The sequence below is a fragment of the Pseudomonas sp. GW821-FHT04D07 genome, assembly GCF_059420225.1.
On sequence record NZ_JBWKTH010000027.1, the window covers coordinates 1 to 24,084 of the forward strand.

General features: G+C 62.2%; 26 protein-coding genes and 1 tRNA gene. 15 read left to right on the plus strand and 12 right to left on the minus strand.

What is annotated here, in order from left to right; translation table 11 throughout:
- Positions 1-391: 391 nt before the first annotated feature.
- Positions 392-832 carry a hypothetical protein gene (locus tag AC07T0_RS24930; RefSeq protein WP_495003684.1) on the minus strand — a complete coding sequence of 147 codons (441 nt, stop codon included), beginning with the start codon at positions 830-832 and terminating at the stop codon, positions 392-394.
- Between AC07T0_RS24930 and AC07T0_RS24935 the strand changes: the two genes are divergently transcribed.
- Positions 831-1,286, plus strand: coding sequence for a tRNA (cytidine(34)-2'-O)-methyltransferase (locus AC07T0_RS24935; protein WP_495003685.1), 456 nt, complete (start codon positions 831-833; stop codon positions 1,284-1,286). The genes AC07T0_RS24930 and AC07T0_RS24935 overlap by 2 nt on opposite strands.
- A gap of 151 nt (positions 1,287-1,437) precedes the next feature.
- Here AC07T0_RS24935 and secB read toward each other — a convergent pair whose 3' ends face one another.
- The 3 genes from secB to AC07T0_RS24950 are packed head-to-tail and all read right to left on the minus strand — an operon-like array spanning position 1,438 to position 2,637.
- Positions 1,438-1,920 (minus strand): protein-export chaperone SecB, encoded by a 483-nt coding sequence (secB, locus tag AC07T0_RS24940; protein ID WP_495003686.1) that lies wholly within the window; start codon positions 1,918-1,920, stop codon positions 1,438-1,440.
- A 47-nt stretch (positions 1,921-1,967) separates the two neighbouring features.
- A complete protein-coding gene (gene grxC / locus AC07T0_RS24945) occupies positions 1,968-2,222 on the minus strand; it encodes a glutaredoxin 3 (protein WP_495003687.1) in 255 nt (84 codons plus the stop codon).
- Position 2,223: 1 nt separating this feature from the next.
- Positions 2,224-2,637: a rhodanese-like domain-containing protein gene (locus AC07T0_RS24950; protein ID WP_495003688.1), complete on the minus strand. Its 414-nt coding sequence runs from the start codon at positions 2,635-2,637 to the stop codon at positions 2,224-2,226.
- Between the two features lie 148 nt (positions 2,638-2,785).
- Here AC07T0_RS24950 and gpmI point away from each other — a divergent pair, with 148 nt between their 5' ends.
- From gpmI to AC07T0_RS24975, 5 genes are all read left to right on the plus strand, one after another.
- A complete protein-coding gene (gene gpmI, locus AC07T0_RS24955; protein WP_495003689.1) occupies positions 2,786-4,321 on the plus strand; it encodes a 2,3-bisphosphoglycerate-independent phosphoglycerate mutase in 1,536 nt (511 codons plus the stop codon).
- Positions 4,322-4,460: 139 nt separating this feature from the next.
- Positions 4,461-5,747: a murein hydrolase activator EnvC family protein gene (locus AC07T0_RS24960; protein WP_495003690.1), complete on the plus strand. Its 1,287-nt coding sequence runs from the start codon at positions 4,461-4,463 to the stop codon at positions 5,745-5,747.
- 30 nt (positions 5,748-5,777) lie between these two features.
- A complete protein-coding gene (locus tag AC07T0_RS24965; protein ID WP_495003691.1) occupies positions 5,778-7,097 on the plus strand; it encodes a S41 family peptidase in 1,320 nt (439 codons plus the stop codon).
- A gap of 1 nt (position 7,098) precedes the next feature.
- Positions 7,099-7,875: a divergent polysaccharide deacetylase family protein gene (locus tag AC07T0_RS24970; RefSeq protein WP_495003692.1), complete on the plus strand. Its 777-nt coding sequence runs from the start codon at positions 7,099-7,101 to the stop codon at positions 7,873-7,875.
- Between the two features lie 69 nt (positions 7,876-7,944).
- Positions 7,945-9,558: a trypsin-like peptidase domain-containing protein gene (locus tag AC07T0_RS24975; protein ID WP_495003693.1), complete on the plus strand. Its 1,614-nt coding sequence runs from the start codon at positions 7,945-7,947 to the stop codon at positions 9,556-9,558.
- Between the two features lie 6 nt (positions 9,559-9,564).
- On the opposite strand, the gene AC07T0_RS24980 is transcribed toward AC07T0_RS24975, so the two are convergent.
- The 7 genes from AC07T0_RS24980 to AC07T0_RS25010 all read right to left on the minus strand — a co-directional run bounded on the left by AC07T0_RS24980 (position 9,565) and on the right by AC07T0_RS25010 (position 15,352).
- Positions 9,565-10,320: a substrate-binding periplasmic protein gene (locus AC07T0_RS24980; protein WP_495003694.1), complete on the minus strand. Its 756-nt coding sequence runs from the start codon at positions 10,318-10,320 to the stop codon at positions 9,565-9,567.
- Between the two features lie 73 nt (positions 10,321-10,393).
- Positions 10,394-11,164: an imidazole glycerol phosphate synthase subunit HisF gene (hisF, locus tag AC07T0_RS24985; RefSeq protein ID WP_017126987.1), complete on the minus strand. Its 771-nt coding sequence runs from the start codon at positions 11,162-11,164 to the stop codon at positions 10,394-10,396.
- A 9-nt stretch (positions 11,165-11,173) separates the two neighbouring features.
- Entirely contained in the window at positions 11,174-11,911 is a 738-nt protein-coding gene (gene hisA, locus AC07T0_RS24990; protein WP_495003695.1) for a 1-(5-phosphoribosyl)-5-[(5-phosphoribosylamino)methylideneamino]imidazole-4-carboxamide isomerase, read from the minus strand.
- A gap of 41 nt (positions 11,912-11,952) precedes the next feature.
- Positions 11,953-12,213, minus strand: coding sequence for a DUF2164 domain-containing protein (locus AC07T0_RS24995; RefSeq protein WP_495003696.1), 261 nt, complete (start codon positions 12,211-12,213; stop codon positions 11,953-11,955).
- Positions 12,214-12,852: an imidazole glycerol phosphate synthase subunit HisH gene (gene hisH / locus AC07T0_RS25000; RefSeq protein WP_495003697.1), complete on the minus strand. Its 639-nt coding sequence runs from the start codon at positions 12,850-12,852 to the stop codon at positions 12,214-12,216.
- Positions 12,852-13,445 carry an imidazoleglycerol-phosphate dehydratase HisB gene (gene hisB, locus AC07T0_RS25005; protein ID WP_495003698.1) on the minus strand — a complete coding sequence of 198 codons (594 nt, stop codon included), beginning with the start codon at positions 13,443-13,445 and terminating at the stop codon, positions 12,852-12,854. Before hisB ends, hisH begins: the two co-directional genes overlap by 1 nt.
- A 245-nt stretch (positions 13,446-13,690) precedes the next feature.
- Entirely contained in the window at positions 13,691-15,352 is a 1,662-nt protein-coding gene (locus AC07T0_RS25010; protein ID WP_495003699.1) for an OFA family MFS transporter, read from the minus strand.
- A 355-nt stretch (positions 15,353-15,707) separates the two neighbouring features.
- On the opposite strand from AC07T0_RS25010, the gene AC07T0_RS25015 reads away from it, so the two are divergent.
- The 9 genes from AC07T0_RS25015 to AC07T0_RS25055 all read left to right on the plus strand — a co-directional run bounded on the left by AC07T0_RS25015 (position 15,708) and on the right by AC07T0_RS25055 (position 22,562).
- Positions 15,708-16,106, plus strand: a complete 399-nt coding sequence (locus tag AC07T0_RS25015; protein WP_495003700.1) for an acetyl-CoA sensor PanZ family protein — start codon at positions 15,708-15,710, stop codon at positions 16,104-16,106.
- A gap of 84 nt (positions 16,107-16,190) precedes the next feature.
- A complete protein-coding gene (locus tag AC07T0_RS25020; protein WP_495003701.1) occupies positions 16,191-18,404 on the plus strand; it encodes an AsmA family protein in 2,214 nt (737 codons plus the stop codon).
- Positions 18,401-19,468 carry an A/G-specific adenine glycosylase gene (gene mutY / locus AC07T0_RS25025; protein WP_495003702.1) on the plus strand — a complete coding sequence of 356 codons (1,068 nt, stop codon included), beginning with the start codon at positions 18,401-18,403 and terminating at the stop codon, positions 19,466-19,468. Before AC07T0_RS25020 ends, mutY begins: the two co-directional genes overlap by 4 nt.
- A complete protein-coding gene (locus AC07T0_RS25030; RefSeq protein WP_248798071.1) occupies positions 19,465-19,737 on the plus strand; it encodes an oxidative damage protection protein in 273 nt (90 codons plus the stop codon). The genes mutY and AC07T0_RS25030 overlap by 4 nt, the downstream gene beginning before the upstream one ends.
- A gap of 103 nt (positions 19,738-19,840) precedes the next feature.
- Positions 19,841-19,916, plus strand: a tRNA-Phe gene (locus AC07T0_RS25035).
- A gap of 300 nt (positions 19,917-20,216) precedes the next feature.
- On the plus strand, positions 20,217-20,921 hold the full coding sequence (locus tag AC07T0_RS25040) for an AMP-binding protein (protein ID WP_495003703.1): 705 nt from the start codon (positions 20,217-20,219) through the stop codon (positions 20,919-20,921).
- A gap of 65 nt (positions 20,922-20,986) precedes the next feature.
- On the plus strand, positions 20,987-21,886 hold the full coding sequence (locus AC07T0_RS25045) for a DMT family transporter (RefSeq protein WP_495003704.1): 900 nt from the start codon (positions 20,987-20,989) through the stop codon (positions 21,884-21,886).
- 99 nt (positions 21,887-21,985) lie between these two features.
- Positions 21,986-22,177: a hypothetical protein gene (locus AC07T0_RS25050; RefSeq protein ID WP_495003705.1), complete on the plus strand. Its 192-nt coding sequence runs from the start codon at positions 21,986-21,988 to the stop codon at positions 22,175-22,177.
- Positions 22,178-22,190: 13 nt separating this feature from the next.
- Positions 22,191-22,562: a hypothetical protein gene (locus tag AC07T0_RS25055; protein WP_495003706.1), complete on the plus strand. Its 372-nt coding sequence runs from the start codon at positions 22,191-22,193 to the stop codon at positions 22,560-22,562.
- A 17-nt stretch (positions 22,563-22,579) separates the two neighbouring features.
- Here the strand turns inward: AC07T0_RS25055 and AC07T0_RS25060 are convergent, their stop codons facing one another.
- A complete protein-coding gene (locus tag AC07T0_RS25060; protein WP_495003707.1) occupies positions 22,580-24,001 on the minus strand; it encodes an aminotransferase-like domain-containing protein in 1,422 nt (473 codons plus the stop codon).
- Between the last annotated feature and the right edge of the window lie 83 nt (positions 24,002-24,084).

Sequence of the window (24,084 nt, forward strand, 5' to 3'; positions counted from 1 at the left end):
AGCCCAGACGTTTTCGGGAACCCTGGTACAGGCAGGCCGGGACTTCCCTTCTTTACACCGGGACTCACACCGCTCACAGCGACGAGTCCCAAACGCTTTCGGGGACCCTGATACAGGCAGGTCAGGACTCCCCTTCTTTACACCGGGACTCACACCGTTCGCAGCGACGAGTCCCAAACGCTTTCGGGGACCCTGGTACAGGCAGGCCGGGACTCCCCTTCTTTACACCGGGCTCATACCGCTCACCGCGACGAGCCCAGACGTTTTTGGGAACCCTGGTACAGGCAGGCCAGGAATTCCCTCTTTAACACCCGGACTCATGGCGCCCAGCGCGACGAGCACGACAGCGGTTCCGGGAGCTTCGGTACAGGCAGGCCGGAGATTCCCTGTTTTATTCCTCCCGCAGATTGATCGCCAATCTCCAGCGGCCGTCCACCTTGGCCCCGGCCCACTCGCCGTGCAACGGACGCGCCGCCAGCAGCGTCAGCAACAACCCCTTGTCACTCAAGCGCACACGCCAGTTGGCGTCCTTGCCGGCCACCTGCAAGTGGCCGTTCTGCGCCTTACCCTCGGCATCGAACAGCAGCGCCACGGTACCGTCAACCTGCTCGCCATGTACCTTGGGCTCGGCGCTGAACCACAGCACCACCCCTTCGGGCACCACGTCGACCTGCTGCAACTCCAGGGGCTGGGGCGCGGTCAGGCGACCGATCATCATCCCGACCATCAAGCCGACAAGCGCCAGCGACCCCAGCACCCGCGGCAATAGCTTCGGTCGCGGGTCCTCTTCAGGGGTAGAATGCAGCTCATCTTTATCTTCGGAGCCGTGCATGTTTCACGTCATCCTCTTTCAACCAGAAATTCCGCCGAACACCGGCAACATTATCAGGCTGTGCGCCAACAGCGGCTGCCACCTGCATTTGATCGAGCCCATCGGTTTTGAAATGGACGACAAGCGCCTGCGCCGCGCCGGCCTCGACTACCACGAGTACGCCACGCTCAAGACCCACGCCGACCTCGCCAGTTGCCTGGAAAGCCTCGCTCACCCGCGCCTGTTCGCCTTCACCACCAAGGGCTCGCGGCTGTTCCACGATGCGCGCTTCGCCGAGGGTGATGCGTTTCTCTTCGGCCCGGAAAGCCGTGGCCTGCCAACCGAGGTGCTCGAGGCCCTGCCCGGCGAACAACGCCTGCGCCTGCCGATGCGCGAAGGCTGCCGCAGCCTGAACCTGTCCAACACCGTGGCGGTGGCAGTCTACGAAGGCTGGCGCCAGTTGGGCTTTGCCTGAAAACCAGGCGCCGCCTGAACAAAAAAAGCGCCGGACAGGCGCTTTTTTTCTGTGGGAGCCGGCTTGCCGGCGATAAGGCCCGTGAGGTTTGCATCGCCTGATCGGTCGCTATCGCCAGCAAGCTGGCTCCTACAAAGACTGTGCAATCCGCTTATTGAACGGTTTGCGCGCCTTCTTCCTGCAGACGCTGCAGCTCTTGCGCGTACAGGGCATCGAAGTTCACCGGGGCCAGCATCAACGCCGGGAACGAACCACGGGTCACCAGGCTGTCCAGGGTTTCGCGAGCGTACGGGAACAGGATGTTCGGGCAGAACGCACCCAGGGTGTGGCTCATGGAAGCCGCGTCGAGGTTCTTGATCAGGAAGATACCGGCCTGCTGCACTTCAGCGATGAAGGCCACTTCCTCACCGTTCTTCACGGTGACCGACAGGGTCAGTACCACTTCGTGGAAGTCGCCTTCCAGGGCTTTCTGACGGGTATTGAGGTCCAGGCCAACGCTCGGCTCCCACTGCTGGCGGAAGATCGCCGGGCTTTTCGGGGCTTCGAAGGACAGGTCGCGCACGTAGATACGCTGCAAGGAGAATTGCGGTTGGCTTTCTTCTTCGGTAGCAGCAGTGTTCTGTTGGTCAGTCATCGCAGCAGATCCTTCTTGATCTTCAGGTCTTTAAAGGGTTGGGGGAGTCAAGCTTCTAGCAACGCATCCAGCTTGCCGGCGCGCTCGAGGGCGAACAGGTCATCGCAGCCACCCACGTGCCGGTCGCCGATCCAGATTTGCGGCACGGAAGTACGCCCCGCTTTCTGGGCCATTTCAGCACGCACCTGCGGCTTGCCGTCGACCTTGATCTCGTCGAAGGCAACGTTCTTGCTGCCGAGCAACGACTTGGCCCGCATGCAGTAAGGGCAGTAATCACTGGAGTAGACGACGACCTGGCCCATATCACTTCACCAGCGGCAGATTGTCGGCTTTCCAGCTGGAAATACCGCCGGACAGCTTGGCGGCAATAAAACCGGACTTGAGCAGTTCGCGGGCGTGAGTCCCGGAGTGCTGGCCCTGGGCGTCGACCAGAATCAGGGTCTTGGCCTTGTGCTTTTCCAGTTCGCCGATGCGAGCCATCAGTTTGTCCTGGGGAATGTTCAGCGCACCGACGATGTGACCGGCGGCAAAATCCTTGCTCGGACGCAAATCGATGACCACGCCCTGCTCCTGGTTGACCAATGCAGTCAACTGGCCGGTGCTGAGGCTGGCGCCACCGCGGCTCATTTCATGGGCAATCAGCAAGGCCAGCAGGAGCACGAAGGCGCCGGCTAACAGATAGTGGCTAGTGGCAAATGCAATCAGGTGATCGACCATCAGGAGGTTCCAGGGCGTTAAAATGTGGGCCAGTATACACAGCCGTCAAGGTCGGCCAAACCCCGCCCGGCGGTGACGGCCTGTGAACTTGGCTTTAAACTGCGACTCTTTTTTCCATGTCCTTTCAATCCAGCCGCGAGAGCCATCCATGACTACCACGCCTAAACCTTTGGTCCTGATCATCCTGGATGGCTTCGGTCACAGTGAGAGCCATGACTACAACGCTGTCTATTCGGCGAAAAAGCCCGTATTGGACCGCCTCGTCGCCACCCAGCCCAACGGCCTGATCTCGGGTTCGGGCATGGATGTCGGCCTGCCGGACGGGCAGATGGGCAACTCCGAAGTCGGCCACATGAACCTCGGCGCCGGCCGCGTGGTGTACCAGGACTTCACCCGCGTGACCAAGGCGATCCGCGACGGTGAGTTCTTCGACAACCCGACGATCGGCGCAGCAGTCGACAAGGCCGTGGCCGCGGGCAAGGCCGTGCACATCCTCGGCCTGCTGTCCGAGGGTGGCGTGCACAGCCACCAGGACCACCTGGTGGCCATGGCTGAACTGGCGTTCAAGCGCGGTGCCGAGAAAATCTACCTGCACGCCTTCCTCGACGGCCGCGACACCCCGCCGAAAAGCGCCCAGTCATCCATCGAACTGCTCGACGAAACCTTCCGCACCCTGGGCAAGGGCCGTATCGCCAGCCTGGTCGGGCGTTATTTCGCCATGGACCGCGACAACCGCTGGGACCGCGTGGCCCAGGCCTACAACCTGATCGTCGACGGTCAGGCCGAATTCCAGGCCGCCAGCGCCCAGGAAGGCCTGCTGGCCGCCTATGAACGTGGCGAGAGCGATGAATTCGTCAAGGCCACTAGCATTGGCGAGAAAGTCACGGTCGAAGACGGCGACGCCGTGGTGTTCATGAACTTCCGCGCCGACCGCGCCCGCGAACTGACCCGGGTGTTCGTCGAAGACGGCTTCAAGGACTTCGAACGCGCCCGCCAACCGAAGCTGGCCGGCTTCGTCATGCTCACCCAATACGCCGCCAGCATCCCCGCGCCATCGGCCTTCGCCCCGGGCAGCCTGGAAAACGTGCTGGGCGACTACCTGGCGAAAAACGGCAAGACCCAGCTGCGGATCGCCGAAACCGAGAAATACGCCCATGTGACCTTCTTCTTCTCCGGCGGTCGCGAGGAACCCTTCCCGGGCGAAGAACGTATCCTGATCCCGTCGCCGAAAGTCGCGACCTACGACCTGCAACCGGAAATGAGCGCGCCGGAAGTCACTGACCGCATCGTCGAGGCCATCGAACAGCAGCGCTACGACGTGATCGTGGTCAACTACGCCAACGGCGACATGGTCGGCCACAGCGGTGTATTCGATGCGGCCGTTAAAGCAGTGGAATGCTTGGATTTGTGTGTAGGACGTATCGTCGAGGCCCTGGACAAGGTCGGCGGCGAAGCACTGATCACCGCCGACCACGGCAACGTCGAACAAATGGAAGACGAATCCACCGGTCAGGCCCACACCGCCCACACCACCGAGCCGGTACCGTTCATCTATGTCGGCAAACGGCCGCTGAAGGTCCGTGAAGGTGGCGTGCTGGCGGATGTCGCCCCGACCATGCTCAAGCTTCTGGGGCTGAAACAGCCGCAGGAGATGACCGGCACGTCGATCCTGACTGACCTCTAAACACCGTAAATCAGGCCGGCCGCTGGCCTGCGGCCTACCTCTTTATCGGAAACGCCTGAAAGCAACCGCTTTTGGGCGTTTTTTTTGCAGCGCGCGGCGGGCATACTAGGACGTCCCGTTCCCAGGTGTCGCCCGCCCCATGCTTCGCGCCCTTATCGCCCTAGCCCTGATCTGCCTGCTCCAACCGGCCTTTGCCGACGAGCGCGCGCAAACCCAGCAACAATTGGACGCCACGCGTCAGGATATCGTTGAGCTGAAAAAGCTCCTGGGCAAGTTGCAGGAAGAAAAATCCGGCGTGCAGAAAGAGCTGCGCGGCACCGAAACCGAGATGGGCAAGCTGGAGAAGCAGGTCGATGCCCTGCAGAAAGAGCTGAAAAAGAGCGAAAGCGAACTGCAGCGGCTCGATGGAGAGAAAAAAAAACTCCAGAGCGCGCGGATTGAACAGCAACGACTGATCGCCATCCAGGCCCGCGCCGCCTACCAGGGCGGCCGCCAGGAGTACCTCAAGTTGTTGCTCAACCAGCAAAACCCGGAAAAATTCGCCCGCACCCTGACTTATTACGACTACCTGAGCCAGGCGCGCCTGGAGCAGTTGAAGAATTTCAACGAAACCCTGCGCCAACTGGCCAACGTCGAGAACGACATCAACCTGCAGCAAGCCCAGTTGCTGGTGCAGAAAAGCAGCCTGGACAGCCAGCGCGACGAACTGGACAAAGTCCGCAAGGAACGCCAGGCGGCCCTGGCCAAGCTCAATGACGACGTGAAGGTCCGCGACCAGAAGCTCGCCGCCCGCGAACAGGACCAGGCCGACCTGTCGAAAGTTCTCAAGACCATCGAAGAAACCCTGGCACGCCAGGCCCGCGAGGCGGAAGAAGCGCGTCAGAAAGCGCTGCTCGCCCAGCAGGAAGCCGAAAAAAAGCGCCAGCGTGAGGCTGCGCTCGCCAACGACGACAGCCCACGCCCTCCGCGTAAAACCACGCCTGGAGCCCTGGTCTCGAGCGCGGGAGAATCCTTCGGCGGCCCTTTTGCTTCAGCGCGCGGCAAACTTCCATGGCCGGTTGATGGTCGATTGCTTGCGCGCTTTGGTGAAACCCGTGGCGATGACGCCCGGACCAAGTGGGACGGGGTGATGATCAGCGCCGCCGCCGGTAGCCAGGTGCACGCCGTGCACGGTGGCCGCGTGGTGTTCGCCGATTGGTTACGGGGCGCCGGTCTGCTGGTCATTCTGGACCACGGCAATGGTTACCTGAGCCTCTACGGGCACAACCAGACGCTGCTCAAGTCCGCGGGCGATGTGGTAAAAGCCGGTGAGTCGATCTCTACTGTAGGCAACAGTGGCGGTCAGGACGCACCCGCACTGTATTTCGCTATACGTCAGCAGGGTCACCCGAGTGATCCGGCCCAATGGTGCCGCGCCCAAGGATAGGCCCGCCTCTTAATCAGGAGTTCGTTCGACATGTTGCATTTGTCCCGCCTCACCTCGCTGGCCCTGACGATCGCACTGGTGATCGGTGCGCCCCACGCGTTCGCTGCGCAACCTGCCCAGCCCGCGCCGGCCGCCGCTCCGGCCGTCACCGCCAAGGCCCCGCTGCCGCTCGACGAGCTGCGCACCTTTGCCGAGGTCATGGACCGGATCAAGGCCGCCTATGTCGAACCGGTGGACGACAAGACCCTGCTGGAGAATGCCATCAAGGGCATGCTCAGCAACCTCGACCCGCACTCCGCCTACCTCGGGCCGGACGATTTCGCCCAGCTGCAGGAAGACACCAGCGGCGAATTCGGCGGCCTGGGTATCGAAGTCGGCATGGAAGACAACTTCGTCAAGGTGGTCTCGCCGATCGACGATACCCCGGCGTCCAAGGCCGGCGTGCAGGCCGGCGACCTGATCGTCAAGATCAACGGCCAGCCGACCCGCGGCCAGACCATGACCGAAGCCGTCGACAAGATGCGCGGCAAGGTCGGCCAGAAGATCACCCTGACCCTGGTGCGCGGCGGCGGTGCACCGTTCGATGTGACCCTGACCCGGGCGATCATCCGCACCAAGAGCGTGCGCAGCCAGTTGCTGGAAAACGGCTACGGCTATATCCGCATCACCCAGTTCCAGGTCAAGACCGGCGAAGAGGTCTCCAAGGCCTTGACGGCCCTGCGCAAGGAAAACGGCAAGAAGCTCAACGGCATCGTCCTCGACCTGCGCAACAACCCCGGTGGCGTGTTGCAGGCCGCGGTGGAAGTGGTCGACCACTTCATCACCAAGGGCCTGATCGTCTACACCAAGGGCCGGATCGCCAACTCCGAACTGCGCTTCTCGGCCACCGGCCACGACGAAAGCGAAGCGGTGCCGATGGTGGTCCTGATCAACGGCGGCAGCGCCTCGGCTTCGGAAATCGTCGCCGGCGCCCTGCAGGACCAGAAACGCGCCGTGCTGATGGGTACCACCAGCTTCGGCAAGGGCTCGGTACAGACCGTGCTGCCGCTGAGCAATGATCGCGCGCTGAAGATCACCACCGCGCTGTACTACACCCCCAACGGTCGCTCGATCCAGGCCCAGGGCATCATCCCCGACGTCGAAGTGCGCCAGGCCAAGGTCACCGGCGCCCAGGACGACGACACCTTCAAGGAAGCCGATCTGCAGGGTCACCTGGGCAACGGCAACGGCGGCGCGGACAAACCGAGCGTCAAGGCGACCAAGGCCAAGCCGCGCCTGCAGGATGACGACTACCAGTTGGGCCAGGCGCTGAGCCTGCTCAAGGGCCTGAGCGTGACGCGCGGCAACTGAGGTGCGCTGCTGGCTGCTGCTCCTGACCTGCTGTTGGATCGGCGTTGCCCAGGCAACGCCGGTCGAACCGCCGGTTCCCGCCAAAGCCTACCTCAGCCTGATTATCGATGACCTGGGGCAGAACTTGCCCCGGGACCGTCGGGTGCTGGCCCTGCCCGGGCCGGTCACCCCATCGATCATGCCCGACACCCCGCATGCCGCCGAACTGGCCCGCGAGGCCCATGCCGCCGGCAAGATCATCATGCTGCACATGCCCATGGACCCGGCCACCGGCCCTTTCGCCTGGCATCCCGAACTGCCCCTCGATGAATTGAAAACGCGCCTGGCCGCCGCCTTCAAGGCCGTGCCCTTTACCAGCGGGATCAACAATCACGAAGGCAGCCGCATGACCGCCGAACCAGTGGCCATGGCCTGGCTGATGGGCGAATTGCAGCGGCGCAACAAGTTTTTCGTCGACAGCCGCACCAGCGCCAAGACCGTCGCCGCGGCCGAAGCACAGAAGATCGGCCTGGCCAGCGTGTCGCGGGATGTATTCCTCGATAATGAACGCACCGAGCCGGCGATTACCGCGCAACTGGAAGAGGCGATCAGGCTGGCGCGCAAGCACGGCTCGGCGGTGGTGATCGGCCACCCGTACCCGCAGACCCTGGCGGTCCTCGAACGCGAGCTGCCCAAGCTCAAGGAGCAGGGCATCGACTGGATCGATATCAAATCGATGATCGCCCTACGCGGCAACCAGGCGAGCGAGGCCCACGGCAAGCAAGGCGTTTATCGCTGATATCTATCCATACACACCCGCTCCAACGGCGCCAGTAAGTTCAGGACTCACGAACTTGACTGAGCCGACATGAAACACACACAGAAAAATACCCTGTACCTCACGCTACTGTTCCTGCCCTTCAACCTCCACGCCCAGGTCGACACCCGCAGCGCACAAGGTATGGCGCCCCCCGGCCTCGTCAGCAACTTCGACGGCCGCTTCAAGCAATGGAGTGGCATCGGCCGGATCAAGAACCAGAGCCAGGCACTCTGCACCGCCAGCCTTCTCGACACTCGCACGCCAAACATCCGTGCCGATGCGCCCGCCTATATCGTCACCAGCAACCGCTGCCTGCACAAAGACAACCGTGAGGTCCAGAAAGACTTGCCCATTACGGGCACGGTCGCGTTCAACTACTTCGCCGACAGCATTGAGCAACTCCAACTCTATCGACTCAAAACCCTGGCCTGGAGCAGCAGCACCGGCATCGACCTGGCCATTATCGAGCTTGAAAAGCCCTTGGCCGAATTGCTCGCCGAGGGTATCGAGCCGCTGAAACTGGCTGCCGTCGAACCTCGTCCACGGAGCGATATATTGGCGCTTGGCGTACCCGAATGGGCGACGCTGCAGGTGTCCGCCTGCACACACCTGGCCAGCGTGGAGATCCTCGAACAGCCCTGGGTCTGGCGCTCGACCATGAAAAACCGTTGCCGCGGCATCACCGCGGGCAGCTTCGGCGGCCCTTTGCTGAACAGGGCGACCGGCGAACTGTTCGGCATTATCGCCACCACCACCCATGACACGCGCGAAGAGAAACAGTGCCTGGAGGGATCACCTTGCGAGATCACCAAAGGACAACCCGACTGGCAACCCGGCACCAACTACGGAAGCTCACTGGTCTTTCTGAACCACTGCTTTGCCGATGGCCGCCTGACGGCCGACCGGCAAAAGTGCGACCTGTATCCGACCACCTCGATCAGCTTTGAAAACCCACAGCCGATCCAGCAGTACTTTGTCGCGCGCCCCAACGGCAATAGCGACATTATCCCCAACTGGAAAGCCCCGCTCACCCTCAGTACGCCTTTCTACCGGTTCAAGACCGCGCGCCGGGCGACCGATTGCGAAGACCCGACAGGCTATGGCCCCACCACGCCCAGTAACAACGCCACGATCGACCTGCCCATCGGCCCGCAAACCGGTATCCAGATGCTCTGCATCCTGGGGACGGAAACCCAAACGCAGCAACATACCCCGGCGCAGATGAAAGGAGCCCTGACCCTGGCCGTCGAACTGGCGGAGCCGGGACCGGCGAGATCGCCAGACATGAGCATCGCCCTGGACAGAACACTGCTGGGAACCTACGCAGTGACCTGGCAGCACTACCCACCGTTCTATGCCCGCTATGAATACAAGTACGGGCCCGCCCACTCGACTGACTGCGACAGCGACACCGGTTTCCAGGAAATTCCTCCGCCGCTGGAAGCGGAAGAAGAAGATATCTTGCTGCCCACCGACCCTAACGTTCCGCCCATCATCGAAATAGCAACGAAGACGATCAAAGTCCGCATCGACGAACTGCCCAACGGGCAATACAAGGAGCTGTTCTCGGTGTACCGGGAGCCGATCAAGCTGTGCACACGCTCCTACGACCAGGCCAACCAAGTCTCGCCGGTCAGGACCGATATCCTCAGGCCGCGCTGATCGTCCTTACAGGTAGCGACCGAAAGCCAGATCCACCGCGCCTTCACGGCGCAACTGATCGAGCGCCGACTGCAACCTGGCAACGACTGTATCGGGCACCTCTTTGTTGAGGGCCAGGTAAAGGGAGGCACTGTTGAAGCGCAAGATCGTCTTGAGCCCGGCCACACCCTCCTGCCGGGCCAGGTAGCGTCCGGCGGGATCGCCCGAGGCCCACAGGTCGATCTGGCCGTCGACCAGCTTCTTCGCGTTATCCTGGTCACGCAGGGCCAGCACCGGGTTGAACCCGTGCTGCGTCAGGTATTGGCCGATAGCGTCGCCCTTGTAGGCGCCGATCCGGTAGCGGTGAGCCTGCTCCAGGCTCGACAAGGCGATCGGGCTACCCGCTTTGCCCAGCAGCACCCAATCGTCAGGACCAATCGGGCCGACCCACTTGAACAGCCTCTCGCGCTCCGGCAGCCGGGCCATGACGAACACCCCGTAGCCGGGCTTTTCCAGGGCGAGTTTGTAGATCCGCTCCCAGGGGAATCGCAGGGTCAGGCTGTAGGGAATACCGGCACGTTTGAAGGTCTCGCGCACAATATCGGCGGCGATGCCTTCGATGTTCTCGTCCTTGGCGAAGTTCTTGCCGTTTTTCGCCATGTTGTAGGGCGGGAAGTTCTCCGTCAGCAGGACAATGCCGTCATCGGCTGCGTCCGCCGCACCCGCCGTGCCCGACAACAGCCCGATCAGGCAAAACAGTGCAAGGAAAAAGCGTTTAGACATAGTAGGCAACCGGAATCCATGGCGGCCTCAAGAGTGACTTGAGGCCGCCATGCTGTCCAGTGGCCTGTTGCCCTCAGCGCACCACAATACCGCGCGCGGCCATATAGGCCTTGGCTTCCGGCACGGTGTACTCGCCGAAGTGGAAGATGCTCGCCGCCAGCACCGCGCTGGCGTGGCCTTCAAGAATCCCGTCGGCCAGGTGCTGGAGATTACCGACGCCCCCCGAGGCAATCACCGGAATGCCCAGGGCATCACTGATGGCGCGGGTGACGCCGAGGTCGAAGCCGTTTTTCATGCCGTCCTGGTCCATGCTGGTCAGCAGGATTTCACCGGCACCGAGGCCTTCCATTTTTTTCGCCCACTCCACCGCATCGAGCCCGGTGGGCTTGCGCCCGCCGTGGGTGAAGATCTCCCAGCGTGGGGTTTCGCCTGGCAGCGAAACCTTCTTCGCGTCGATAGCGACAACGATGCACTGCGAGCCGAAATGCTGCGCCGCTTCACCGACGAACTCGGGGTTGAACACCGCCGCGGTGTTGATCGAGACCTTGTCGGCCCCGGCATTGAGCAGGTTGCGGATGTCCTGCACGGTACGCACGCCGCCACCAACCGTCAGTGGGATAAACACCTGGCTGGCCATGCGCTCGACGGTATGCAGCGTGGTGTCACGGCCATCGACGCTGGCGGTGATGTCGAGAAAAGTGATCTCGTCCGCACCCTGCTCGTCGTAACGCCGGGCAATTTCCACCGGGTCACCGGCATCGCGGATGTTCTCGAACTTGACGCCCTTGACCACGCGACCGTTGTCGACGTCCAGGCAAGGGATGATGCGTTTGGCCAGCGCCATGGTGAGTCCTCAGCCTTGGTACGAATCGCAGAAGGCTTGCGCCTCGGCGACATCGAGGGTGCCTTCGTAGATCGCCCGACCGGTAATCGCGCCGATGATGCCCGGCGCCTTGGCGTCCAGCAGGGCCTTGATATCGCCCAGGTTGTGGATACCACCGGAAGCGATCACCGGGATCCGGGTGGCCGCGGCCAGGGCGGCGGTGAAGGGCACGTTGCAGCCCTGCATCATGCCATCTTTGGCGATATCGGTATAAACGATGGCGGACACGCCGTCGGCTTCGAATTGCTTGGCCAGGTCGATCACTTGCACGGTGCTGATTTCAGCCCAGCCGTCGGTGGCGACAAAACCGTCCTTGGCATCCAGGCCGACGATGACCTTGCCCGGGAACGCACGGCAGGCTTCAGCAACGAACGCCGGGTCTTTCACCGCCTTGGTGCCGATGATCACGTAGCTCACGCCAGCCTTGACGTAGTGCTCGATGGTTTCCAGGGAGCGGATACCGCCGCCGATCTGAATCGGCAGGTGCGGATAACGCTTGGCGATGGCAGTGACCACCTCGCCGTTGACCGGCTGGCCTTCGAACGCGCCGTTCAGGTCGACCAGATGCAGACGGCGGCAGCCGCCCTCCACCCACTTGGCAGCCATGCTCACCGGGTCATCGGAGAACACCGTGGAATCTTCCATGCGGCCCTGGCGCAGACGTACGCAGGCACCGTCCTTGAGATCGATAGCGGGGATAATCAGCATCTGGAAAACCTTAAAGTCGTTTTTTCAGCTTCACTCGGAAATCAGTTTTTCTCGAGCGCCCACAGGTCGCTTTCGATGCTCTCGAACCTTTCTTTAAGGTGCGTCTGCACATCGAAAATCGCCCTGTTGTAATAGTGCGGAGCAATTTCACGGGTAAACAGGTCGAGGATTTCCGCCGCTTCGAACGAACCCAGGTTCAGTTCGAAGCGATCTTCCATGAAGCGCTTGATCTTCTGATTGGCCTCGTTCTCCTGTTCGGGAGCGAGGGTCAGGATCGGCGGCTTGATCTTCTTCGCGGCCATTTACCAGCGCCCATCCCAGGCGGCGAAGTTCTGCAGCAATTGCAGGCCGTGGGTATGGCTTTTCTCCGGGTGGAACTGCACCGCGAAGCGCGAACCCTCGGCCAGCGCCGCGGCGAAGTCGACGCCGTAGTGCCCGCTACCCACCACCTGCCGCGGGTTGCCGGCGGCGATGTAGTAGCTGTGCACGAAGTAGAAACGCGCCAGGTCCGGAATGTTGTGCCACAGCGGGTGATCCACCACCTGTGTCACTTCGTTCCAGCCCATGTGCGGGACCTTCAGGTGCTCGCCGTCCTCGTGCTGGTCCTTGGCGAAGAGCTTCACCTGGCCGGGAAACAGGCCGATGCAGTCGACGCCGGCGTTCTCTTCGCTGTGTTCGAGCAAAGCCTGCATGCCGACGCAGATGCCGAGGAAGGGACGATCCTGGCTGACTTCACGCACCAGCGCATCGAAGCCCAGGCGGCGGATCTCGGCCATGCAGTCGCGAATCGCGCCGACACCCGGGAAGACCACCCGGTCGGCTTCGCGGATCACCGCCGCATCGCTGGTGATCAGCACCTTGCCGGCCCCCACGTGCTCGAGGGCCTTGGCCACCGAGTGCAGGTTACCCATGCCGTAATCGATAACCGCGACCGTCTGCATTACAGGACGCCCTTGGTCGAGGGCATTTGCCCGGCCATGCGCTCATCCAGTTCGACCGCCATGCGCAGGGCACGACCGAAGGCCTTGAACACGGTTTCGATCTGGTGGTGGGTGTTGCTGCCACGCAGATTGTCGATGTGCAGGCTGACCAGCGCGTGGTTGACGAAGCCCTGGAAAAATTCCTGGAACAGGTCGACGTCGAAGCCGCCGACGGTGGCACGGGTGTAGGGCACGTGCATCTGCAGGCCAGGACGGCCGGAGAAGTCGATGACCACCCGCGACAGCGCTTCATCCAGCGGGACATAGGCGTGGCCGTAGCGACGGATGCCTTTTTTGTCGCCGATGGCTTTGGCGAAGGCCTGGCCCAGAGTGATACCGACATCTTCCACGGTGTGGTGGTCGTCGATATGCAGGTCGCCCTTGCACTCGATATCCAGGTCGATCAGCCCGTGACGGGCGATCTGGTCGAGCATGTGTTCAAGAAAAGGCACACCGATATTGAATCGGGCCTTTCCGGTGCCATCCAGGTTGATCGAGGCTTTGATCTGGGTTTCCAGAGTGTCGCGCTCGACGGACGCCTTACGTTCGGCCATCACCAGCTCCGCAAAATCATTGGGCGAAAAAGGCAACCATTATAGGGGCGCGGGCGGCAAACCGAAACACACAAGGTGAACTCCCGGACGGGCTGAATCCAGCGGGTCGGGGATATACCTGTCAGGACCTGTAGGAGCGAGCTTGCTCGCGATGGGCGTCAACGATGACGTGGGGTATCAGATACCCCGCCGTGCCTCGACTACCATCGCGAGCAGGCTCGCGCCTACAGGGTGAGGACAGGGTTTTAGTGGAACAGCACCGCCGTCTTCTGCAGGGTGACCCACACGCCCCACACCAACGGAATGCCCACTACCAGCCAGGCGGCAATCGCCAGCGGCTTGCTGCCCGCAGCGGCCTTCCACTCCAGCACGGTCCGGCTGTCGGCGCCCTTGTCATGGCCCAGCGCCTGCTCGACAGCCAGTTCGGCGTCGCTCATAAAGTACTTGTCGGCCACCGGACGCACCAGCAGGTTGCAGATAAAACCCAGCACCAGCAGGCCGGCGAGGATGTACAAGGTGATGTCGTAGGCCGCGGCGCGCTCGACGCCGAGGCTCAGCTGATACTCACGCAGGTAGTTCACCAGCACCGGCCCCAGCACGCCGGCGGCGGCCCAGGCGGTCAGCAGGCGACCGTGGATCGCACCGACCATCTGCGTACCGAACAGGTCCGCCAGGTAGGCCGGCACCGTGGCGAAACCACCGCCGTACATCGACAGGACCACGCAGAACGCCGCCACGAACAGCGCGATGCTGCCCAGGTGACCGAGGCTCGGTACCGCCGCATAGAGCGCGAAACCCAGGGCGAAGAACACGAAGTAGGTCGCCTTGCGGCCGATATAGTCCGAGAACGAGGCCCAGAAGAACCGACCGCCGATGTTGAACAGGCTGAGCAAACCGGTGAAACCGGCGGCGATCGCGGCGATCTGGCCCAGTTGCGCGGCGTCCAGCTGACTGAAGGTCAGGCCGTTGCCGAGCAGTTTACCGGCGAAGACTTCCTGCAGCAGTGGCGAGGCCATGCCGAGGATGCCGATACCGGCGGAGACGTTCAGGCACAGCACCAGCCACACCAGACGGAACTGCGGGGTCTTCCAGGCCACGTTCACATGCACGTGACGGTGGGTGATCATCGCATTGCTGGCCTTCTTCACCGGCGCGGTCCAGCCCTCGGGCTTCCAACCAGTGGGGGGCACGCGGTACGACAAGGCGCCGCCGATCATGAAGACGAAGTAGATCGCCGCCATCACCGCAAAGCTCTGCCACACGCCGACGCTGGCAGGCGAAGCGAAATGACCCATCAAGGCCGCCGCCAGCGGTGCACCGACCATCGCCCCGCCGCCGAAACCCATGATCGCCATGCCGGTGGCCATGCCGCGCTTGTCCGGGAACCACTTGATCAGGGTCGACACCGGCGAGATATAACCCAGGCCCAGACCGATACCGCCGATCACCCCGGAACCGATCCACATCAGCCAGATCTGATGGGTATAGACCCCCAGCGCCGAAATCAGCAGGCCACCACACCAGCACAGCGCAGACACCACACCAGCCTTGCGCGGCCCGGCATGTTCCAGCCAGCCACCCCAGATCGCCGCCGAGCAGCCGAGGAAGATGAAGAACAGGGTGTAGATCCAGCCGAGCATCGAGATCGGCCAATCACACTGCGACGAGAACACCTGTGCGATAAAGCTCATGTCCGGCGCGCAGGCGACCGGCGCGGTGATGCCCAGTGCCTTGGACAGCGGCAACCAGAACACAGAGAAGCCGTAAGCCATGCCGATGCACAGGTGGATGGCCAGGGCGGCCGGTGGAACCAGCCAGCGGTTGAAACCGGGCTTGGCGATGATGCGCTCCTTTGACAGGAACGCGGGCTCGACGGCATAAGTGTCCGCCGTAATGCTGCTGCTCATGAAGTGTCTCCCCCAATTGGAATAATGGTCCGCCGGCCACACATCACTCCCGGCCTTGGTGCACGCAGGCTTGGCCGTGTTATCGGGTGATGCTGGTTACGCGACAATCAGTCGCAGAAGGACGGGCGGACCGGGAAAGGTTACCATTTACCCATGACAGAACAACCAGACTGATACGCTCGTTATGTAATGCAACGGCCCTGTTTTTGACATCCCCCCGACCCCTGTAGGAGCGAGCTTGCTCGCGATGGACGTCAACGATAACGCGGGGCGCCTGATACCCCGCGGTGCCTGGACTACCATCGCGAGCAAGCTCGCTCCTACAAAAAGCCCTTCCCGGACATTCGAGGATTTTATGCCCATCGTTGTCGAGTCCCTCACCGAAGCCACCTACCAGGACCAGCAGGACCTGCAGAAGATCTACCAGGACGCCCCGCCCTGGCTCTTCGCGCCGCAAGCCGACGGCCAGCAACTGATCGAAACCGCCCTGGCCGACGGCAGCCTCATCGCCGGACGCTTCAACGACCGCCTGCTGGGCGCGGCGCGCCTGGAACGGCACGCGGACTTCTGGCTTTTATCCCAACTTTGCGTCAGAAAAGTCACCAGGCGCCGCGGGGTAGCCGAACGACTAGTGGCAGAAGCCTCACGAATGGCCAGACTGTCAGGAGCGCAGCTGCGACTCCAGGCGCCCGCCGGGCATCTCGAGGCCCAGGCGCTGGCGGCCAAGCTGCAGATTGCCCTGGACCCGCTGTAAGGAGCATCCGTGTCCTGCCGCCAGCGCCGTGACGCTATACTCGCGAGCTAAATTTCAAATTCCACTGACTACAAGGATTCGCCCATGAAAGCGTTCGGCAAAATCCTGGGTCTGGGGCTTCTCGGCTTGTTGCTGATCATCGTGGCGGCAGGCTTTGCCCTGACCCACCTGTTCAATCCCAACGACTATAAAAACGAGATTCGCCAGATTGCCCGCGACAAGGCCCACATTGAGCTGACCCTCAATGGCGACATCGGTTGGAGCCTTTTCCCCTGGCTGGGCCTGGAGCTGCACGATGCCAGCGTGGCGACCCTGGCCACCCCGACCCAGCCGTTTGCCGATCTGCAGATGCTCGGCCTGTCGGTACGCGTACTGCCGCTGCTGCGCCGTGAAGTGCAGATGAGCGATGTCCGTGTCGAAGGCCTGAACCTGCGGCTCAACCGCGACAAGGACGGCCACGGCAACTGGCAGGACATCGGCCACCCGGCCCCTGGCGCCAGCATCACCGCGCAGACCGCCAAGGCCGCCGAACCGGCCATTGCAGAGGCGGAAGAAAAACCCTCGCAACCCATCCGCCTGGACATCGACAGCCTGACCGTCAACAACGCCCGGATCGAGTTCAATGATGAAAAGACCGGCCGCCAGATCACCTCGGAAAGCATCCAGCTGAGCACCGGCGCGGTGCATGATGGCAAGGAAATCCCAGTCAAGTTCACCGCCTTCTTCGGCACCAACCAGCCGGTCCTGCGGGCCCGCACCGAACTCAGCGGCAACCTGCGTTTCGACCGTGTGCTCAAGCGCTACCAGTTCGAAGACATGCGCCTCGGTGGCGAACTGTCGGGTGATCCGTTGCAAGGCAAATCGCTGACTTTCTCTGCCCAGGGCCAGTTGCTGGTGGACATGGCGGCGAACGTCGCCGAATGGACCAGCCTGAAGTTGTCGGCCAACCAACTGCGCGCCCTCGGCGAGCTGAAGGCCAACGACCTGAACAAGACCCCACAACTCAACGGGACGCTGTCGATTGCCCAGCTGGACCTGATGAAGTTTCTCGACAGCATCGGCCAGCCCCTGCCGAGCGTGGCCGACGGCAGCCTGAGCAAAGTCGAGTTGATCACCCACCTCACCGGCACGCCCACCAGCCTGGTACTGGACGGCCTCAACCTGAAGCTCGATGACAGCAACTTCACTGGCCGCGTCGCCATCGAGGATTTCGCCAAGCAATCCCTGCGCGTGCAACTCAAGGGCGACACGTTCGACGCCGACCACTACCTGCCGCCGAAATCGGCCGACGCCGACAGCGCCTCGAAAGTCCGCCAGGCCGACGTGATGAACAGCGAAGCCAACGCCATCGCCAGTAGCTCGCCATTGCCGGAATCCCCGACCAAGGGCGCCTGGAGCAGCGACAAGCTGCTGCCCATCGAACGCCTGCGCAGCCTCGACATCGACGCCGATCTCGGCTTCGACCAACTGACCCTGAAGAAGCTGCCGATCAACAACGCCGCCCTCAAGGTCACCGGCCTGGGTGGCGTGCTGACCCTCAACGACCTGCGCGGCGAGCTCTACGGCGGCAGCTTCAGCGCCAAGGGCAGTCTCGACGTGCGCCCCGACGTGCCACGCCTGAGCCTGCAACCGCGGCTGAACCGGGTGCCGGTCGAACGCATCCTGCAAGCCCAGGGACAGAAACCGCCGGTCAAGGGCGCCCTGACCCTCAGCAGCGACCTGACCGCCACCGGCAACAGCCAGAAAGCCCTGATCGACAGCCTCAACGGCACGGCCAGCTTCACCCTCAACGACGGACTGCTGCTCAACGCCAACCTCGAACAGCAACTGTGCACCGGCATCGCCACCCTCAATCGCAAGACCCTGAGCAGCGAACCGCGGGGCAAGGACACACCGTTCCAGGACCTCAAGGGCAGCCTGAGCCTGCACAACGGCGTGGCCAACAACCCGGACCTGAAAGTCAATATCCCGGGCCTGAGCGTCAACGGCAACGGCGATATCGACCTGCGCGTGCTGGGCATGGACTACCGCATCGGCATCATCGTCGAAGGCGACAAGAGCGACATGCCGGACCCGGCCTGCCAGGTCAACGAACGCTTCGCCGGGATCGAATGGCCACTGCGCTGCCGTGGCCCGCTGGAGCTGGGCGCCAAGGCCTGCCGTATCGACAAGGACGGCCTCGGCCAGGTCGCCGCGCGCCTGGCCGGCAACAAACTGAACGACAAGCTTGAAGAAAAGCTTGGCGACAAGGTCAGTCCCGAACTCAAGGACGCACTCAAGGGGCTGTTCAAGCGATGAGAGCCGAGCAGTTTTCCAGCGCCGTGCTGGATTGGTACGACCGCCACGGCCGCCACGACCTGCCCTGGCAGCAGGGCATCACGCCGTATCGGGTGTGGGTGTCGGAGATCATGTTGCAGCAGACCCAGGTCAGCACCGTGCTGAACTACTTCGACCGTTTCATGGACTCGCTGCCGACGGTGGAAGCCCTGGCCGCCGCGCCGGAAGATGAAGTGCTGCACCTGTGGACGGGCCTGGGTTACTACACCCGGGCGCGCAACCTGCAGAAGACCGCGAAGATCGTCGTTGCCGAGCATGGCGGCGAGTTTCCCCGCGACGTCGAGCAACTCACCGAGCTGCCGGGCATCGGTCTGTCCACCGCCGGCGCCATCGCCAGCATCAGCATGGGCCTGCGCGCGGCGATCCTCGACGGCAACGTCAAGCGCGTGCTGGCGCGCTACACCGCCCAGGAGGGCTACCCGGGCGAACCCAAGGTGGCCAGGCAGCTCTGGGCCAACGCCGAGCGTTTTACCCCCGCCACCCGGGTGAACCATTACACCCAGGCGATGATGGACCTGGGCGCGACCCTGTGCACCCGCAGCAAGCCCAGCTGCCTGCTGTGCCCGCTGAAAGTCGGCTGCGAAGCACACCTGCTCGGCCTGGAAACCCGCTACCCGATTCCCAAGCCGCGCAAGAGCGTGCCGCAGAAGCGCACCCTGATGCCGCTGCTCGCCAACCGCGAGGGCGCCATTCTGCTTTACCGTCGCCCTTCCAGCGGCCTCTGGGGCGGTTTATGGAGCCTGCCGGAGCTGGACGACCTCGACGACCTGCCGCACCTGGCGGCGCAGCACTCGTTGGAACTGGGGGCACAACAGGCGCTGCCGAACCTGACCCACACCTTCAGCCACTTCCAGTTGGCCATCGAGCCGTGGCTGGTGCAGGTCGAGGCGAGCGCCCATCACGTGGCCGAGGCCGACTGGCTCTGGTATAACCTCGCCACCCCGCCGCGCCTGGGCCTTGCCGCCCCGGTGAAAAAGCTGCTCAAACGGGCAGCCGACGTTTTGAATGCAGGAGAGTCGTCATGACCCGCACCGTAATGTGCCGCAAGTACCACGAAGAACTGCCCGGCCTTGAGCGCCCTCCGTACCCGGGTGCCAAGGGCCTGGATATTTTCGAACATATTTCGCAGAAAGCCTGGGGCGACTGGTTGAAGCACCAGACCCTGCTGATCAACGAAAAACGCCTGAACATGATGAACGGCGAAGACCGCAAATACATCCAGGGCGAGATGGACAAGTTCTTTTCCGGCGAGGAATACGCCAAGGCCGAAGGCTACGTGCCGCCGGCCGAATAATCAGGGCTGGAACAGCTTTGGGTCGTAAGCGACGGTAATAATTAAATATTTTTTGAAATCGTGCTTGACGACCCCTCGAAAAACCCGTTTAATGCGCCCCGTTGCCCAGATAGCTCAGTCGGTAGAGCAGGGGATTGAAAATCCCCGTGTCGGCGGTTCGATTCCGTCTCTGGGCACCACTAATTAGTTTCAGGTGGTGTCAGCATCATCTGAAAGCCCACAAGAAACCCGCCTAGTGCGGGTTTTTTGTTGCCTGAATTTCCTCCCCATCCTTTTCACCTGCAGCCCTGCCCACGGCCCGATTTGCGCAACGCCACTGGCCTCTTCCACTTCGCACCACCACGCTCCCATCCCCTCGCCCGGCAACTGTCATGGTCGACCAACAAGACAGTTCGTTGCACGCCTTCCCAACCGTACCGGTACTCACCCCATCAGGCTGATTAGTCTGCACCTGTCCTTCAGGCACGCAGGAGCCAAACATGAATATCGCCAACTGGCTGGACGCAGCCGGCCTTCGCCAGCCGAAGCGTGCGGCCTTGTTCGAGGGGCGGCAGCAAGTCGCCAACTACGGCGCCTTTGTCGCCCCCGAGAGACTGCCCCTGGGCTGCCACGAACTGGATCGGGAGGACATGGGCGCACTCACCTCAATAACTTCGTCACCGGGCACACCCTATCCGCGTCACGCCGATGACCTCGCCTGGTTGTTCTACACCGCCAGCAGCACAGACGACGCCAAGGCAGTGATGCTCAGCCACGGCAACTTGACGGCCATGTCGCAAGACTGTTCGCCCGATGTCGATCCGTTCGACGCCAATGAGGCCGTGGTGTATGCCGCACCGATGTCGCACTGCGCCGGGCTCTACAGCCTGATCCATGTGCGTCGGGCCGCTCGCCATATCGTCCCGGAATCCCGCGACTTCAAGGCCGAAGAGCTGTTCGAGCTGACCAGCGGGCTCGGCAATATCACCTTGTTCGTGGCCCCCGCCATGTTCACCGGCATGGTCGAGCAGGCCCGCCGCCAAGGCCACGACGGCAAGGGAATCAAGACCATCATCTATGGCGACGCGCCTATCTACCCGACAGACCTGCGCAACCTACTGCTCAAAAACAGCTACGGCGAGCTCCTCAAGACGGAGCTGCGTCTGTGGTTGAAGGCCAGCGCCAATGACGCCTGCACGCTCTGAAGAGCATTTTCACGGATCTCCAGCCAGCCCCGGATCCCTCCCCAGCACCGAAAGGAGCCGTCAGCATGACGCAAGCCAACGTAGCAAGCCTTCCCGAGATCAAGAGTCAAGACCTGCAAGCCTATTTCCTGGGCCTGATCTCAGTGGCGGCCTTTGCCATGACCCTGCCCGCGGCAAAAATGCTCGCGGGCGATCTGAGCGCCGTCCAGGTCGGGATCTTCCGTTCGGTGATCGCGGCCTTCGCCGCGATTCCCTTTTTGCTCATTGGCCGCGCCAAGTTTCCTAACCGCTCACAGATCAAGCGCATGCTGCTGACCTCCACCGGGATCGTCTACGGTTTCCCGATCCTCACCGCACTGGGCATGCAGTACGTGCCCGTCAGCCACGGCGGCGTGGTCCTGGCCGCCTTGCCGCTGTCCACGGCGATCTTCGGCACCCTGATCACCGGCACCCGGCCGTCCAAGGCCTTCTGGGCGATCTCCAGCCTGGGCTTCCTGGTGGTCATGTCGTACACGGTGATGAAGTCGAATGTTTCCGACATCTACGTCGGCGACCTCGCCCTGCTCGGCGCTGTCGCCCTGGCGGGCTTCGGCTATGCCCAGGGCGGCGCGCTGTCCAAGGAACTGCCAGGCTGGCAGGTCATGTGCTGGACCCTGGTCATCAGCCTGCCCGTGCTGCTGCCGGCCAGTCTGTGGCTCTTCGACAGCAACACCATCGCCCACCTGCCGAGCACCGGTATCGCCGCCTTGTTGTTCCTGGCGCTGGTCAATTCGCTGCTGGGCTTCTTTTCCTGGAACCGTGCCCTCGCACTCGGCGGTATCCAGCGAATCAGCCAGCTGCAGTTGCTCCAACCGTTCTTCACTTTCGGCTTCTCGATCTGGCTGATGGGGGAAGCCTGGAACTGGCTGACACCATTGGTCTGCGCTATTGTCATCATCTTGGTATGGCTGTCCAAACGTACCTGAGCCCCTGTTCGGCGGTCGAGCCGCTCTCATCCTTGAATAGAATCTCAACGACATCTTTTTGTCAGAGCGGTGAGCCGCAGCAAAGGGGCGTGTTGCGGGATGAGCCTGGATTGTTCGATTGCCCAATGGCTAAAAATGTTCGGTGGCCGCTACCTGGCACTGTTGCCCAGCGCCTCTCAAGATGGGTTTTTGAATGAACTGAGCGACGAACTGTCCACCGAGCTTCTGGACAGCAACAACCAGTGGACGCTGGACTGCACATGCCTGCGGTTCAAAGCCGAAAAAAAGTGAACTGGAGCCATCCATGTCGACGAAAACCACTGGAGCCGCACTGAAATCCTTTTATGCCGAGCCCGCCGTGTGGCTGAGCCATGACGGCAGGCCACTGCACTGGATCGAGAACATCAGACTGATCATCAACAACGCGGAAGTGGATGACGAGCTGTGCATTCAGAATTTGCAGGACAGCGATGAGGTCATCATCCTTGAGGGCACCATCTTCTCCTATCAGAACCTGAGCGAAGTCATGAGCCTGGAACGCTACTTCAAACTCTGGCAGCGCAGCCTCGGCTCGGTCTTCCTCGGCGCCTTCATCCCCGAAGCCCAATATGAAAAGCTCAGCTCGATAATCGAAGCGGCAGGCGGACAGATCCTACGCAGCACGACCAACGCCTGAGCTCACGCGCCACGCCCTCAGGCACCGTGCTCGATGGGCAGCACCGACGCGATATGCGCCTGGAGAAAACGCTTGAACCCAGGATGATTGCAGTGGCTGACATTGAAGCGGATGTACTGGTCATATTCGCCGGTATTGCTGAACAAGGCGCCTGGTGCCAGTAATATGCCGGCGTGATGGGCCTGTTCGACCAGGTTCGGGATATTCACCTGCTCCGGCAGACGCCCCCAGAGAAACAAGCCTTCAGCGCCGCGCTCATCAAACACCACACCGACAGCCCCCAGCCACTCCCGCGCCCTTGAGCGCTCCTGCATGACCCGCTGACCCAGCACATCCAGATGATGCTGATAACGACCGGACTCCAGCGTGTGGGTCACGATGGTTTCGTCAATCGCCGAGCCGCTGAGCAAGTTGTACATTTTCTGCTCGACCAGTCGCTCGACAAAGGCCGCTGGCGCCGCCACATAGCCCAGGCGCAGCGCCGGACTCAGTACCTTGCTGAAACCGCTGATATAGAAAATCCTTTCGCAGCCATCCAGGCTGGCGAGCCGAAGTGTCTGGCGCGACGACAGCGCTCCGAAAATATCGTCCTCAATGATATGAAAATCATACTGGCGGGCCAGCGACAACAGCTTGAACCCCTTCTCCGGAGACGTACTGCCGCCAGTGGGGTTGTGGATCAGGGTCTGGGTCAGGAACAGTTTCGGTCGATACTTGATCAGCATCGCTTCCATCGCCGCCAGGTCCGGACCGTCATCCAAGCGCGGCACGGTGATGATCTTGAAGTCGCGATCCTTGATCAGCTTGAGTTGCAGCAGCAGGTAACTGGGGTCCTCCACCAGCAGGTAATCCCCGGGACTCAGGAGGATGCTGCGCAGCAGGGAAAACGCATGGGTAGCACCCATGGTGACCACGATCTGGCTACTGGACACGCTGATATGGACTTCGCGCAATTTGCGCGCAATCACCGCGCGCAGGTCCGGGCTGCCGGCCGCCGGCGCTGGAGTGCTGCAGGAAAGTGTGTTACGAATCAGCCGCCCGGTCACGGATGCCGGGACCGCGTCGGCCAGCCAGGCCGGGGGAAAGTAGCCGGAACTGACGGGAATATCGTATTGCGTCGGATCCAGTGCACGGAAGATAAAACTCGAGTGCTCACTGGACGGCGGCACCAGCGTGTCAATGTCCTTGAGCGGGCCGACCGAATGGCAGGCCAGGATGAAATAGCCCGCGCCCGGACGCGACTCGATGATGTGCTGCGCCACCAGGTCCTCGTAGGCACTGCTCACCGTGAAGATGCTGACGCCCAGCTGCTTGGCCAGCGCACGGACAGACGGCAGTCGCCCGCCCTGGACCCACTGAAAGGATTCAATACGGGCAATGATCGCGTTTCTGATCTGGTCTACCAGCAGCGTCTTGCTGTTGCGGTCTATCTGGAACATGGCATTCCCTTGTTGAAACAGCCGCCGTCTGAAGGTGAGCGTCTCGTGATCCGATAGCAACGGCAGTATCGGGCATCGATTTG